At 71.8% G+C, this 14,201-nt stretch carries 14 protein-coding genes; 8 read left to right on the forward strand and 6 right to left on the reverse strand.

Translation table 11 applies throughout. The features are described from left to right. Positions 1-91 precede the first annotated feature (91 nt). Positions 92-682, reverse strand: coding sequence for an adenylyl-sulfate kinase (gene cysC, locus ACFXMF_RS18970; protein ID WP_020555338.1), 591 nt, complete (start codon positions 680-682; stop codon positions 92-94). Positions 683-929: 247 nt separating this feature from the next. Between cysC and ACFXMF_RS18975 the strand changes: the two genes are divergently transcribed. Together ACFXMF_RS18975 and ACFXMF_RS18980 are read left to right on the forward strand one after the other, a co-directional pair. Further along, positions 930-2,183 carry a sulfotransferase gene (locus ACFXMF_RS18975; RefSeq protein ID WP_360314369.1) on the forward strand — a complete coding sequence of 418 codons (1,254 nt, stop codon included), beginning with the start codon at positions 930-932 and terminating at the stop codon, positions 2,181-2,183. 22 nt (positions 2,184-2,205) lie between these two features. Beyond that, entirely contained in the window at positions 2,206-3,408 is a 1,203-nt protein-coding gene (locus ACFXMF_RS18980; protein ID WP_360314371.1) for a DUF1214 domain-containing protein, read from the forward strand. An 84-nt stretch (positions 3,409-3,492) separates the two neighbouring features. Here the strand turns inward: ACFXMF_RS18980 and ACFXMF_RS18985 are convergent, their stop codons facing one another. From ACFXMF_RS18985 to ACFXMF_RS19000, 4 genes are all read right to left on the reverse strand, one after another. Then, positions 3,493-4,959 (reverse strand): MDR family MFS transporter, encoded by a 1,467-nt coding sequence (locus ACFXMF_RS18985; RefSeq protein WP_379992889.1) that lies wholly within the window; start codon positions 4,957-4,959, stop codon positions 3,493-3,495. Between the two features lie 271 nt (positions 4,960-5,230). After that, positions 5,231-5,554 (reverse strand): DUF2470 domain-containing protein, encoded by a 324-nt coding sequence (locus ACFXMF_RS18990; protein WP_360314375.1) that lies wholly within the window; start codon positions 5,552-5,554, stop codon positions 5,231-5,233. Between the two features lie 41 nt (positions 5,555-5,595). Continuing rightward, the gene (locus tag ACFXMF_RS18995; protein ID WP_360314377.1) at positions 5,596-6,210 is read right to left on the reverse strand and encodes a neocarzinostatin apoprotein domain-containing protein; all 615 of its coding nucleotides are present in this window, start codon (positions 6,208-6,210) and stop codon (positions 5,596-5,598) included. A 52-nt stretch (positions 6,211-6,262) separates the two neighbouring features. Then, positions 6,263-6,967 carry a neocarzinostatin apoprotein domain-containing protein gene (locus ACFXMF_RS19000; protein ID WP_360314379.1) on the reverse strand — a complete coding sequence of 235 codons (705 nt, stop codon included), beginning with the start codon at positions 6,965-6,967 and terminating at the stop codon, positions 6,263-6,265. A gap of 416 nt (positions 6,968-7,383) precedes the next feature. On the opposite strand from ACFXMF_RS19000, the gene ACFXMF_RS19005 reads away from it, so the two are divergent. From ACFXMF_RS19005 to ACFXMF_RS19030, 6 genes are all read left to right on the forward strand, one after another. Next, a complete protein-coding gene (locus ACFXMF_RS19005; RefSeq protein ID WP_360314381.1) occupies positions 7,384-8,073 on the forward strand; it encodes a biliverdin-producing heme oxygenase in 690 nt (229 codons plus the stop codon). A 103-nt stretch (positions 8,074-8,176) separates the two neighbouring features. Further along, positions 8,177-9,160, forward strand: a complete 984-nt coding sequence (locus tag ACFXMF_RS19010; protein WP_379990513.1) for an ABC transporter permease — start codon at positions 8,177-8,179, stop codon at positions 9,158-9,160. Next, entirely contained in the window at positions 9,157-10,074 is a 918-nt protein-coding gene (locus ACFXMF_RS19015; protein WP_379990512.1) for an ABC transporter permease, read from the forward strand. Before ACFXMF_RS19010 ends, ACFXMF_RS19015 begins: the two co-directional genes overlap by 4 nt. Further along, positions 10,071-11,654 (forward strand): ABC transporter substrate-binding protein, encoded by a 1,584-nt coding sequence (locus ACFXMF_RS19020; RefSeq protein ID WP_379990511.1) that lies wholly within the window; start codon positions 10,071-10,073, stop codon positions 11,652-11,654. The genes ACFXMF_RS19015 and ACFXMF_RS19020 overlap by 4 nt, the downstream gene beginning before the upstream one ends. Further along, positions 11,654-12,622: an ABC transporter ATP-binding protein gene (locus ACFXMF_RS19025; RefSeq protein ID WP_379990510.1), complete on the forward strand. Its 969-nt coding sequence runs from the start codon at positions 11,654-11,656 to the stop codon at positions 12,620-12,622. Before ACFXMF_RS19020 ends, ACFXMF_RS19025 begins: the two co-directional genes overlap by 1 nt. Further along, complete coding sequence (locus ACFXMF_RS19030) at positions 12,619-13,599, forward strand: oligopeptide/dipeptide ABC transporter ATP-binding protein (RefSeq protein ID WP_379990509.1); 981 nt, start codon at positions 12,619-12,621, stop codon at positions 13,597-13,599. Before ACFXMF_RS19025 ends, ACFXMF_RS19030 begins: the two co-directional genes overlap by 4 nt. Before the next feature lie 25 nt (positions 13,600-13,624). Here ACFXMF_RS19030 and ACFXMF_RS19035 read toward each other — a convergent pair whose 3' ends face one another. Continuing rightward, a complete protein-coding gene (locus tag ACFXMF_RS19035) occupies positions 13,625-14,065 on the reverse strand; it encodes a pyridoxamine 5'-phosphate oxidase family protein (protein WP_379990508.1) in 441 nt (146 codons plus the stop codon). Positions 14,066-14,201: the final 136 nt, after the last annotated feature.

The following is a 14,201-nucleotide window of genomic DNA, read 5'->3' on the forward strand; positions in this document are numbered from 1 at the left end:
TGGCTGCTCGGGGCGAAGGCGCCGTATCCGAGGGGGATACCCGGGCCCTGACGGCACGTCACCTACCGTCGGGCCGGTCCGACGGCACCCTTCAGCCCGCGACCAGCGTCTCCAGGAGCGCCAGCAGCCGTTCCGCCTGTTGCTCCGGGTCGCCGTCCGCCGGGGTCAGTCGCAGTTCCGGCTTCTCCGGGGCCTCGTACGGGGCCGAGATGCCGGTGAAGTCGCCGATCTCGCCGCGCCGGGCCTTGGCGTACAGGCCCTTGGGGTCGCGGCGTTCGCACTCCTCGATCGGGGTGTCCACGAACACCTCCAGGAACGGCAGACCGTCCCGGGCGTGCAGGGCGCGGACCCGGTCTCGATCCGCGCGGTACGGGCTGATCACCGGGACGATCGCGATCACGCCCGCGTCGGCGAACAGCCGGGCCACCTCGCCGACCCGACGGATGTTCTCGGTGCGGTCCTCGGCACCGAAGCCCAGGTCGCCGTTCAGCCCGAGCCGCACGTTGTCGCCGTCCAGCCGGTACGCGGTGATCCCGCGCTCGACCAGAAGCCGCTCGGCGATCACCGCGACCGTCGACTTGCCCGAGCCGGACAGGCCGGTGAACCAGATCGTCGCTCCGGGCGCCGGACGCTGCTCGCGCGTCACTCCGCCCTCGTGCCAGACCACGTTGCGCTCGCTCACGACTCTCCATCCACATCGATCCACAGGATTCGTACCGTACGGGGCGCCGTCCCGCGCCCCGGATCCGGGCCGCCGCCCGGCCACGATCGTCGGGTCCCGTGACGGACCTCGTCGACCGTCCGCGCGACGACCTGCGGACAAGTATCTGACGGCTCTTCAGATTTACCTTCACAAAGAGCTAATCTGCGGCGAGGTCGCGCCGACTCGGCGTCCGACCGTGAACCGAGGATGAGGGAGACGCCCAGTCATGCCCTGGACACCACCGCAGCGCGCCGCCTGGACCGAGACCCTCGCCGCCGGCGACATCCCGCCGCTCACCGACGACCTGGATCGGCCGTTCACCGCCGACGTGTTGCTCGGCGAGGCGCGGGCCAGGACCGGCCTGAGCGGACCGGATCAGGACGACCCGGGCTTTCGCGAGGGGCTGGACCGGCTGCTGTACGCGCTGGAGCACGAGGCGAACCTGGACCGGGTCGGCCGCTGGTGGGCCCACACCTGGGTGTCCCGGCTGCTGGAGGTGCGACTGCAGATCGCCCGTTACGTACGGGAGGACCCCGGCGTGCTCGACGAGCCGATCCACCGGCCGATCTTCGTCACCGGCGGCCCGCGTACCGGCACCTCGATCCTGCACGCGCTGCTGGCCCGGGATCCGGCGAACCGGGTGCCGACCACCTGGGAGTTCCTGCGCCCGGTGCCGCCGCCGGAGCCGGCGACCCGGGACACCGACCCGCGGATCGGGCTCGCCGAGCGCGAGATCCGCTTCATCACCGGCGCGGTGCCGGCCATGGACGCGATCCACGAGAAGAGCGGCACGCTGCCCAAGGAGTGCATCAGCGCCCACGCGCTCGCGTTCCGGTCCGAGGACTTCACCGGGCAGTTCGCGATTCCCTCCTACGCCGCGTGGTTGGCCGAGTGCGACATGCGGCCCGCGTACGCCTACCACCGGCTGGTGCTGCAGATCCTCCAGCGGCGCACGCCGGGGCGGACCCGCTGGGTGCTCAAGTCGCCCGCGCACCTGCTCACGCTGGACGCGCTGGTCGACGTCTACCCCGACGCGCGGCTGGCGGTGACCCATCGCGACCCGCTCACCGTGCTCGCGTCGCTGAGCAGCCTGATCGCCACGATTCACCACGCGTACGGCAATCCGTCCGACATCCGCGACGTCGCCCGCACCCAGAGCGACCTGTGGTGCACCGCCTACGACCGACTGACCGCGTTCCGCGATGCGGGCCGCGTCGCGGAGGGCGACTGGCACGACTCGGCCTACGCCGACTTCATGCGCGATCCGCTCGCGGTGGTACGCGAGTTGTACACCACCTTCGGTCTCGACCTCACCGGCGAGGCCGAGGACGCGATGCGTGCGCACCTGGCCGAGCGCCCGCAGGGCAGGCACGGTCGGCACAACTACGCGTTCGAGGACCTCGGATTGCGTCGGGAGGACGTACGATCTCGGCTGACGGACTATCAGAAGCGGTTCCTGGTCCCGACGGAAGAGATCTGACGTGCAGTCGAACGAACTCCGCGTGAACGAACCCGGCCGGTCCGACCCGGCGCACGACGTCGTCGACGGCACCGCGTGGCGTGCCTATTGCGAGCGCATGGCCGCGCTCGGCGATCGCATCCTGGAGGCCGACTTCCCCGGCGCCACCGACGCCGACCGGGCCGAGGGCATCCGGCATCTGGCCAACCAGGTCGCCTGCTGGCTGACCTACCAACTCGCCGCGACCGATCCGCAGAACCCGGCTTTCTTCACCCACAACGACCTGGCGTACCGCTGGGGCGGGCCCAACGTGGACCAGAACGCCCGCCGTGCGCCGATCGCCGGGGACGGCGTGTACCGGCTCACCGTGACCATGAACGCGTGCGAGAAGTTCGTCCTCCAGGTCAAGCCGGGGGACATGCACTCCGGCCGGACCGACATCGTCGCGGAGACCTCCTCGACCGCGCTGGGCGTCGGCCCCGGCGACACCGTCGAGATCATCCTCAGCGCCGTCGAGCAACCCGGGAACTGGGTCCGGCTGACGCCGGAGGCCAGGGTCCTGCACGTACGCGACTACTACTTCGACTGGAAGCCGGAACAACCGGCCATGCTGGCCCTGGAACGCCTGGACACCCAGGGACGACCGGCCGCGCGGGTGACCCCGGAGCGGGTCGCGGGCATGCTGGAGGGCGCCGCGACATCGGTGGAGAACTCGATCGAGGTGTGGAACGACTGGGTGCGCACCACCGGCGACCGGCAGCCGGTGAACACGTTCAGCACCCCGGCCACGGTGGCCGGCGGGGTCAAGGAGGTCGTCTACGGCTTCGCCCGGGTGCGGCTGAGGGACGATCAGGTGCTGATCGTGGAGACCGACCCCCGCGTCTCCGCGCAGTGGGATCTCCAGCTGTACAGCCCCGGTTGGTTCGAGTCGCTCGACTTCGCCAACCGGCAGACCTCGCTCAACCACGTGCAGGCCGAGGCCGACCCGGACGGGCTGATCCGGGTGGTGATCGGCGCGCTGGACCCGGGGGTGCCGAACTGGCTGGACACCGAGGGCCGCACCGAGGTCTTCGCCACGCACCGCTGGCTCGACCCGCGCGAACAGCCCGCCGTGCGGGCGCTGGTGGTCCCGCGCGGCGAGGTCCGCGAGCACCTCGTGCCGAGCACGCGCACGGTGGACGAGCCCGAGCGCCGCGATTCGATGCGGCGGCGCTCCGCCCACGTCTCGTGGCGCTTTCGGGCCTGACCCGGGTACAGCCCGGCCGGTCCGGCCGTGCGTCCACGCGGACGCGCGGACGCGCGGCCGGCCGCCGGCCCACGATCGGCCGGGTCAGACCGTCGCCTTCTCGACGGCCGGCGTCCTGGCGGGAACGATCTCGGTCTTCTTGCGCAGGGTGGACGCGGCGTCCCCGTCGCGGATGGTCAGGGCGGCGATCGCGCCGAGGACCGCCAGGCCCGCGGCGACCAGGAAGGCCACGTGGTACGCGTGCAGGTTCGGGCTCGGCGCGCCGCCGGAGTGCGTCGTCATGGTGCCGATTCCGGCGAGCACACTGGCCAGGAGCGCGACGCCCAGGGCCGAGCCGAGCTGGCGCTGCACGTTGAAGATGGTCGAGGCGCGACCGTTGTCGGCCGGCGCGGTCCGGGCGAACGCCGCCGCCTGCATCGGGATCATCACGTGCGCCATCGACGCACCCGTGCAGAACATCAGCACCACGATCAGCGCGGCCGAGGTGTCGCCGTCGACCAGGGCGAGCAGCGCCGCACACGCGCCGATGCCGAGCAGGCCGCCCGCCATCAGCCGACGCGGTCCGACCACCGGGTACAGCCGGGAGACCCACTGCGTGGCGATCACCACACCGAACGCCTCCGGGAAGGTGAGCAGACCGGTCTCCAGGGCGGACTTGCCGAACGCCTGCTGTTGCATCAGCGGGAAGACGTACAGCACACCCAGGAACGCGGCGGAGTTGACCATCGACACCACGTTGGTGCTGACGAACAGCCGGTCGCGCAGCAGCCGCAGGTGCAACATCGGCTCCTTGACCCGCAGTTCGACGAAGACCATGGTGATGCACAGGATCAGGCCGACGATCCCGGTGGACAGGATGATCGGCGAGCCCCAACCCTTGGTCGCGCCCTCGCTCAGCGCGTACATCAGCAGTGCGAAGCCGGCCCCGGAGAGCACGAAGCCGGGCAGGTCGAAGCGACCGGCCTTGGGGTTTCGGTACTCCTCCAGGAAGGTCAGGCCGAACACGAACGCGGCCACACCCACCGGCAGGTTGATGTAGAAGACCCAGTGCCAGGACGCCCTGTCCACGAGCAGGCCGCCGAGCACCGGACCGAGCGCGGGGGCCAGCGCGGTGGGGACCATCAGGATGCGGGACGCGCGCACCCGCTCCTCGGGCGGGAAGACCCGGAACATCATCGCCATGCCGACCGGGGTCAGCATGCCGCCGCCCGCGCCCTGGAGGATCCGGAACAGCACCAGTTGGTCGATGCTCTGGGCCAGTCCGCACAGTGCGGAGGCGCCGGTGAACAGGGCCAGGGCGATCAGGAAGATCCGCTTGGTGCCGAAGCGGTCGCCCAGCCAGCCGGACGCGGGGATGAACACCGCGAGGCTGACCAGGTAGCCCACCGCGACCGTGGCCAGGCTCGCCTGGGAGGCGCCGAGGTCGCGACCGATCGCGGGGAGCGCGACGTTGATGATGGTGATGTCGAGGATGTTGACGAACATCGCGGCGACGAAGACGGCGCCGACCACGACCTTCTGACTGAGGCGGGATGCGGATATGGGCGGCATACGGCAGACGGCCTTCGTTTTGGGGGAAGCGGGCGGAGCCTGATACTGAGCGAAGCTCACTATATCTTTTTGTACAAGTGCAGCCCGCAGGTTATTTTTCCCGGCCCCCACGCTGCCGCACACACCGGATGCACAACGCCGACGGCCCGGGAGGAAGTCCTCCCGGGCCGTCGGCGTGACGCTTGTTACAAACGATCGGGCCGACCTGTAGGTGGTCGGGCCGGCCGGCGCCTCGGTTCCCCGCGCGTCGGGGCTCGCCGAGACTCGCGGCTCAGTGCTCGCCCTCGCCGCGGGCCGGCAGGCCCAGCGCCTTGCAGGCGTCGTTGTACTGCGTGACGACCTCGATCCGCACGTCCCGCCGTTCGGTGATCGAGCGACTCCACGGCACCCGTACCGCGATCGGCTCGCCGGCCACGATCGCCGAGTAGTACGCCGCGTCGCCGTCCAGGCCGGTCATGGTGGCCGAGGTGGCCTGCGGCTGCCCGCCCAGACCGCGCGAGATCAGCAGGCAGTCCTCGGGGTGGTCGTCGTTCATGTGCTTGCAGACGGCGGTGATCGCGTCCGCTCCGAACGGGTTGACGGTCGCCTCGCTCATGCGGGTCGCCTCCGGCGATAGGGGTGGGATGGCCGAGGTGATCAGGCGCGCGCGTCGTCGCGGCGCCGACGGGACGCGGCGACCGCGCCCACGCCGATCACCAGCATGCCCGCACCCACATACCCGAGCTGCGTGGTCGAGGAGCCGGTCTTCGGCAACTTCGGCTCGCCGGCCTCGGTGGTGGCACCGGTCTGCGGGGTCGCGGCGGCCGGTGCGGCGGCGCCGAAGGCCACCGGGACCCACACGTCCTGGTCGCGGTTGGCGATGTCGGTGTGGTCGTTGAAGGTGGCCACGAAGCACGCGGTGGTGGCGCAGTCGACCTTCTTCTTGTCCTTGCCCTCGAAGCTCTGGGTGGGCTTGATCTTGACCGAGAAGGTGCCGTCCGGGCCGACCTGCGGGACGTAGCCGGCGTTGCCGTACTGGGTCGGCACGCCGCCGGGCTTGGCCACGGTCTGCGCGATGTACACGCCCTTGCCCGGCTTGAAGCCCTTGCCGGTGACGGTGATCTCCTCGCCGCCGGCGGCCAGGCCGGTCGACTTGGACAGGGCGATCGTCGGCGCGTCGGCGGCCGAGGCGGGGGCGGCGGCGAGGGCGGTGAGGCCGAGGCCGGCGATGGCCGTGGCGGCGAGCGCCGCGGCGGTACGGGACTTGTGCATGTGGGGACTCCGGAAGCTGGAAGGAGCTCGGTGGATCGGGGGAGGCCGCGGGTCAGGCGCTCGGGCGGCGGCGCTTGACCAGCACGCCGCCGACGATCACCAGGAGCACCACGACCGCGGCGACCAGCCCGATGATCAGGCCGGTGTTGTCGTCGTCGTCGGTCTTCTCGGCCATTGCGCCGTCGTTGCTCGGCGCGGCGGGCGCGGCGGCCGAGGTCTTCGGCGCCGCGGCGGGCGGCGCGCCGGCGCCGGGCGCGCCGGCCTGCGGTGCGGCGGTGGCCGGCGGCGGGCTCGCGGGCAGACCCGGGGCCTCGCCGGTGAAGCCGATCGGCAGGTAGACCTCCTGCGTCCGGTCCTTGCCGTTGGCCGAGTTGGAGGTGGCGATGGCGCACCGGGTCTTGAGGCAGTCGACCGCGCCGAACTTGGCGGCGACCTTGACGTCCGCGCTGAACGAGCCGGTCGCGTCCGCCTCGGTGGGGCCGGAGAACGAGCCCATGTCGCACGCGCGGCCCGCGCCCTGGGCGGGGTCGCACGGCAGGATGAACAGCCGCACGCCCGGCGCGAAGCCCTTGCCGACCAGCTTGACCACGTCGCCCGCCGGGTCCAGTCCGGTGGTCTTGGCCGCGGTCAGGGTGGCTTGGCCCGCCGCCGGGGTACCGGTCGCGTGCGCGGGACCCGCCGGGCCGGCGAGCGTCCAGGCGAGCAGGAGCGACGCGACGGCGGTGACGCCGAGGCGTCCGGTGCGGGCTGGGCTCACGTTGTTTCCCCTGGGCCGACCGTACGACTGCGTACGGAATGATTGGAGGTGAGGCTATCCTAAGACCGGGGCGAACCGGCGAAGCAGTCGGGGGGTGCCCGAAAGGCGGCCCCGATCGAGCGGTCGGCCCGCTTTGCGAGGCCGGCCGGTGCCGGCCGCCGACGCCGAGTCGGCCGGAGCGTGACCCTGCCGACAACGTGCCGACAAGTTGTCGGTAACTTATTGACGGCACCGCATGGCGCCACACAGACTGCGAGGACCAGCGGAAACGGGCGGCGACCCGAATCGCTGCCGACGCTGCGCCCTGGGCGAAGTGTCGAATCCGCACGGGCGATGCCGCCTGACCCATCACAGTTCGCACCGTCCGCACCATTCGTGCGTGTTCGGTAGATCTTGTCGCACCTAGGGGAAACCTCATGACCACGACCGAGACCGCCGAAACCGCCGGTGCCACCCCGACCTTCGCCGAGTCGCTGCGCAAGCGCTCGTGGGCTTTCCACCAGGAAGCCGAGGGCTCGGGCTTCCTGGAGGCGCTGATGAAGGGCGAACTGACCCGGGACGCGTACACCGCGATGGTGGCCCAGCACTACTGGGCCTACGTCGTGCTCGACGACGCCGCCGACACCATGCGCAACGACCCGATCGGCGCCCCGTTCGCCGACGCGCGACTGGACCGCCGGGCCGTGCTCGAAGCCGACCTGCTCTTCCTGGCGGGCGAGAACTGGAAGCAGGAGTGGCCCGCGAACGAGGCCACCGTGCGCTACGCGGACCGGATGCGGGAGAAGTGCTACGACTGGGCCGGCGGCTTCGTGGCCCACCACTACACCCGCTACCTCGGCGACATGTCCGGCGGCCAGTTCATCGCCAAGCAGATGCGCAAGCACTACGACCTGCCCGGCACCCAGGGCAGCGACTTCTACGTCTTCGACGGGCTCGGCGACCTGACCGTGTGGAAGGACGCCTACCGCGCGGCGATGAACAACGCGCCGTGGGACGCCCAGGAGCAGGAACTGGTGATCCAGGAGGTGCTGTTCGCGTACGACATCAACAGCGCCGTACTGCGTGAGCTGGGCAACGACCTGGAGCGGTTCCGCAAGACCGCCTGATCGGGGGCGGAACAGCGGGTTCCGCCACCGTCGCATGCCCCGGGGGCCCACCGTCCGATGCGCCGTCCGACAATGGATGGCGCATCGGATCGGCGGGAGAGTGATGACGAACTACCTGGTGCGGCGCGTCCTGGGCGTCGTCGTGGTGATGTTTGCCGTCGTGACCGGCCTGTTCCTGCTGCTGCACGCGTCCCCGGTGAGTCCGGTCAACCAGCTCGCGCCGCAGGTCGCGGCCGATCCGGTGGCCCGCGCCGCGGTCGAGCACCGGATGGGCCTGGACCGGCCGCTGGTGACGCAGTACCTCGACTACGTCGGCGACGCGCTGCGTGGCGACTTCGGCACCTCGCTCTACGACGGCACCTCGGTCGCCGAGCAGATCGGCCGAGCGCTGCCGATCTCGCTCGAACTGGGGCTGCTCGCCTTCGTGTTCGCGGTGTTCCCAGCCGTGCTGCTGGGCACCTGGTCGGTGCTGCGCCGAGGTGGCGTGCTCGACCACGGCACCCGGGTGCTCGGCGTGCTGGCGATGTCCCTGCCGGGTTACTGGCTGGCCGTCGTCGCGCTCGTGGTGGTCGGCGACAGCCATCCGGACCTGCTGCCGAACGCGGGCGGCTTCGTCACCTTCACCGAGGACCCGGCGACCAACCTCAAGGTGCTCGTATTGCCCGCGATCGTGCTCGGACTGGCCACCTTCGCGATGCTCACCCGCTCGCTGCGCGGCGGGCTCGCCGACGCGATGGCCTCCGACCACGTGCTGTTCGCCCGGGCGATGGGCGGCTCACGGTTGCTCACGCTGCGCCGGGTGGCGCTGCGCGGCGCGCTCGTGCCGACGCTGACCGTGGCCGGCGTACTGATCGGTGGGCTGCTGTCGGGCACCGTGTTGATCGAGAACGTGTTCCAGATACCGGGGATCGGCCAACTGATGGTCACCGCGTTCCAGCGCCAGGACTACCCGCTCGCGCTCGGCGCCTGTGTGGCGACATCGGCGATCTTCCTGCTGCTGAACCTGGTGGTCGACCTGCTCTACCCACTCGTGGACCCGCGCACCGCGGCCGACGTCACCCGGGACAAGCTCGGACGGGCCGCGTGAGGGCCCGCCCGCGCCCGGGCGTGGCCGGCTGGGTCGGTCTGACCTGCGTCGTGCTCTACCTCTTGGTGGCCACCGTCGGCCGACTGCACGGCGACCCCGTCGCGCTGGTCACCCCCGGCCCGGAGGCGCCCTCGCTCGCGCACCCCTTCGGCACCGACCACCTCGGCCGCGACCTGTTGGCCCGAACCGCCGAGGGCGCCTGGACCTCGCTGTGGATCTGCCTGACCTCGATCGGCTTCGCGGTCGCCATCGGCATGCCGCTGGGTGTGCTCGCCGGATACCGGCACGGCGGTCGCCTCGACGGCGTGCTGATGCGCTCGGTGGAGACCCTGCAGGCGCTGCCGCAGTTCGTCTTCGTGATGTTCCTGATCGGCCTGATGGGCACCGCGGACATGCACTTCGGTCCGGTCACCGTCGGCAACGGGCCGCGCGTCGCGTTCGCCATCGCGCTGGGCTTCGTGCCCTACTTCGCCCGGGTCGCGCGCGGCGCCACGGTGGTGGAGATGCGCGAGGACTACGTCGCCAACCTGCGCGGTCTGGGGGTGCCCACCCGGGAGATCCTCTTTCGCGAGGTGCTCGTCAACGTCTGGCCGCCGGTGCTGGGCCAGGCCCTGCTGGCGATGGCCATCGCGGTCTTCGCCGAGGGGGGCCTGAGCTTCCTCGGCCTGGGCGTCGCGCCCCCGCAGGCCACGCTGGGCAACCTGATCGCCGACGCCGGCGGGCAACTCATCGGCGGCGACTGGTGGTACGCGACGCTGCCCGGCACCGTGCTGGTGCTCGGCATCCTCGGCTTCAACCTGCTCGGCGAGACGGCCGGCGCCGGCCGATCGCGCACCGCCGCGACCGGCTCCGCCGCCGGGCACGCTCGCGGGCACCTTCACCCGCCAACCCCCACTCCCAAGGAGACCCAGTGACCCCGGTGCGCACAGTCGGCCCGAACCGCCGAGGCTTCCTCGGCTTCGCCGCGCTCGCGGCGGCCGGCGGCGTGGGCGTGCTCACCGCGTGTTCGAGCTCCTCCGGGACCAAGCGGGCGGCCGATCGGCACAAGGACGCCGTCCTGCGGATCGGCATCGCGTCCGCGCCGAGCAGCCTGAACCCGCTGGACTCCGGCTCGGAGATCACCCGGTGGATCGCCGAGCCGATCATGGAAAGCCTGTACGGCTACGACGCCGAGCTCGCCTCGGTGCCGCTGCTCGCCGACGGCGAACCGCAGATCAGCGAGGACAAGCTGGCCTGGACGATCCGGCTGCGCAGGGGCGTGCTGTGGCACGACGGCAGCCCGTTCACCGCCGACGACGTGGTGGCCACCCTGGCGCACATGCTCGACCTCGCGGCCGGCAGCGAGTGGATCACCTACATGCTCGGCTACCTCTCCCGGTTCGAGAAGGTCGACGAGCACACCGTGCGGATCGTGTTGAGCAAGCCGTACGGCCTGCTGCGCTCGCATCTGACCAACCTGCCGATCACCCACCGCGACTTCGTGGCCCGCAAGGACACCATGATGGGCACCGGGCCGTACCGGCTGGACAAGTTCGTGGCCGGCCAGAGCTTCACCCTCTCCCGCTTCGACCGCTACCACGGCGGCCAGTACTCCGGCGGCGCCGGCCCCGCGTTCGCCGGCATGCAGTACACCGTGTTCGCCGACGCCAACACGCGCGTGCTGAGCCTGCGGCAGGGCAAGGTCGACCTGATCACCGCGCCGTCCTTCGCCACCTTCGACACGATCCGCAAGGACAAGTCGCTCGCGCTTGTGCTCACCGAGGCGCCGTTGGACGTGCTCAGCTACGTGATGATGAAGAAGGAGCCGTTCGCCGACCCCGACTTCCGCAAGGCGGTCGCGCTGTCGATGGACCGCCAGGGCGTGCTGCAACGGGTCTACGGCGGCGAGGGCACCATCGGCCAGGGCCCGATCGGACCCGCCGAACTCGGTTGGGACGCCGGCCTCAAGCCGTTCGCGCCCACTCCGGACCTGGAGCAGGCCCGCGCGTTGTTGGCCCGGGCCAGGACGACCAAGCGCTCGTTCACCGTGACCATCGGCACCAACCAGGGGATCCGCGACATCGCCCAGGTGCTCGTGGCGGGCTGGAAGCAGATCGGCCTCGACGTCACCATCGAGCAACTCGCGGGCGGGCCGTGGTCGAACAAGTGGCTCTCGCGCGACTACGACATGCTGATGAACACGTTCTCCTCCGGCTTCACCTCGGGCCCGGCGAACTACCTGACGCTCGCGCCCGCCGGCTCCACCAACGTGCTCTCCTGCGGCTACGCCAATCCCGAGGTGGACAAGCTGATCGACACCATCTGGCAGACCTCGGACCAGGCCGAACGGGCGGCCGCGCTCGGCCGGGTGGACCGACTGCTCGCCGAGGACGCGGTGATCACCCCGCCGGTCTACCCCAAGCTCGCGTTGGCCCAGCGCACCGAACTGTCCCCGCTGGACCCGAGGAAGTTGCGGATCAGCCGGCTCGACCCGCAACACCTGCGGTTCGTGTGATGGCGCAGGCGAGCGAGGTGCCGCTGCTGCGGGTGCGCGATCTCGACGTCGACTATCGCGGCCCGGCCGGGCCGGTGCCCGCGGTGCGTGGGGTCTCCTTCGACGTGGCGCCCGGCGAGATCCTGGGCCTGGTCGGCGAATCCGGCAGCGGCAAGAGCAGCGTGTGCACCGCCCTGATGGGTCTGCTGCCGGACGGCGCGACGCGCACGGGCGGCATCGAGTTCCAGGGCGCGAACCTGGCCGCGATGCGCGAACGGGAACTGCGCCGGGTGCGCGGGCGCAGGCTGGCCCTGGTACCGCAGCAGCCGATGACCTCGCTGGCCCCGACCACCCCCGTGCTGCGCCAACTGCGCTGGTACCTGGGCGATCGGCTGGACGACGTCGAGGTGCGCGAGACGCTGACCGGGATCGGCCTGGGCCCGGTGCTGGACCGCCCGCGCGACCTGCCCGGCAGTTTCTCCGGCGGCCAGCTCCAGCGGGTGGTGATCGCGATCGCGGTGCTTGCGCACGAGCCCGCGCTGCTGCTCGCCGACGAGCCGACCACGACCCTGGACGCGACCGTGCAGGCGCAGGTGTTGCGCCTGTTGTTGACCCTGCGGGACAAGCTCGGCCTGGCCGTCGTCTACGTCTCGCACGACCTCGCGGTGGTGTCCACCATCTGTGATCGGGTCGGGGTGATGTACGGCGGACGGCTGGTGGAGACGGCGCCGGTGCGCGAACTCTTCGCCGCGCCGCGGCACCCCTACACCCGGGCGCTGATCGCCGCGATGCCCGCGACCACGCCCGCGGACCGGCCGCTGCGGGCGGTGGAGGGCAGCGCGGACGGCGCGAACCTGTTGCCCGGTTGCCCGTTCGCGCCGCGTTGCCCGCACGTGCTGGAGGTGTGCGGCGAGCGGATGCCCGGTTCGGCCCGGCACGGCGCGAGCGACGTGCGCTGCCACTGGGTGGATCGGGAGGCGGACCGGTGAGCGGGTTGTTGACGGTGGACGGCCTGACCCGTCGGTTCGTGCTGCCCGCCCCGTTCGGCCGGCGCCGGGCCGAGCCGCGCGTGGTGCCCGCCGCCGAGGACGTCTCGTTCACGGTCGCGGCCGGCGAGGTGCTCGCCGTCGTCGGCGAGTCGGGCTCCGGCAAGACCACCGTGGCCCGGGTGCTCGCGGGCCTGGACACCGCGACCTCGGGCACGGTCGCGGTGGCCGGCCGGGTGTTGTCCGCCGACCGCACGCCCGCCGACCGGCGGCTGATCCAACTCGTCACGCAGAACCCGCGCGCCGCGTTCAACCGGCGTCGTACGTTGCGGCACGCGCTGCACCAGCCGCTGCGCGTGCACGGCTTGGGCGCCGACCGGGCCGAGCGGGACGAGCTGGTGCTCGCGATGGTGGCGCGGGTCGGCCTGAGCCCGGATCACCTGGACCGGTTGCCCGGCGAGGTCAGCGGCGGCGAACTGGCCCGCCTGGTGCTGGCCCGGGCCCTGCTGGTGCGCCCGCGGGTGCTGGTCCTGGACGAGCCGACCGCCAGTCTGGACGCGAGCGTCAAGGCGACGGTGGTCAACCTGCTGTTGCGGCTGCGCACCGAACTCGACCTGGCGATCGTGGTGATCACCCACGAGATCGACATCGCCCGACGGCTCGCCGACCGGGCGGCGGTGATGTACCTGGGGCGGATCGTCGAGTCGGGTCCGGCCGAGCGGGTGTTGTCGAGCCCTCGGCACCCCTATCCGGAGCTGCTGCTCGCGAGCGTGCCGGTGCCCGACCCGGAGCGGACCGGCCGGGCGAGCGCGGCGGCGCTGGGCGCGGGCATCGTCGGCGAGGTGCCCTCGGCCTCGGCGCCGCCGCCCGGCTGCGGGTACCACCCGCGCTGCCCGTTCGCGACCGAGGTGTGTGCCGAGCGTCGCCCGGTGCCCGAGCTGCTCGGCGCGGTCGAGGTGGCCTGCCACCACCCTCGGTGAAGCGCGGTGCGGCCCGGGCGGCGGCTCAGACCGGCAGCGGTCGCCCGGTGTCGTGGAGCAGGCGCCCGACGACCACCTCCGGGGTGATTCGGAAGAAGTGTCGCGGCTCGCCCGAGTCCCTCCCCCGGGGCGGCACCCGGGCCGGGCGACCGGCCTCGTCCGGGTCCGGCACGCAGTGCGCCCGGCCGGTGACGGTGACCGTCCAGCCGCTGCGCTCGCGCCGGTCGTAGGCGTCGGCCTCGAACGCGCACACACAGTCGTGCAGCGCCGCGCGCACCCGTTCGTCGCCGACCAGCCGGAAGACGAGCGTGCCGCGGTCGAAGCGGAAGTGCACCGGCACGATCGCGGGCAGCGCGGCCAGGCTGAACACGACCCGACCGATCGGCACCGAGGCCATCAGGGCCAGCGCGTCCGCGGGCGCGAGCTGCTGCGACGCCCGGGCATCTCGGTTCGTGTCGTGCGGCATGCCCCCCAGGGTGCCCGCGCGCGGCCGGCCCGAGCAGGGGCCAAAGTCCCGGATGTGTGGACCGTTAGACGACCGGGGTCGACCGGGCCCGCGCATTCGGGTATCGATTCGGTGTACGGCGGCGTGTCGGCGCGCA

It is taken from the genome of Embleya sp. NPDC059213 (assembly GCF_042754445.1).
Classification (GTDB): domain Bacteria; phylum Actinomycetota; class Actinomycetes; order Streptomycetales; family Streptomycetaceae; genus Embleya.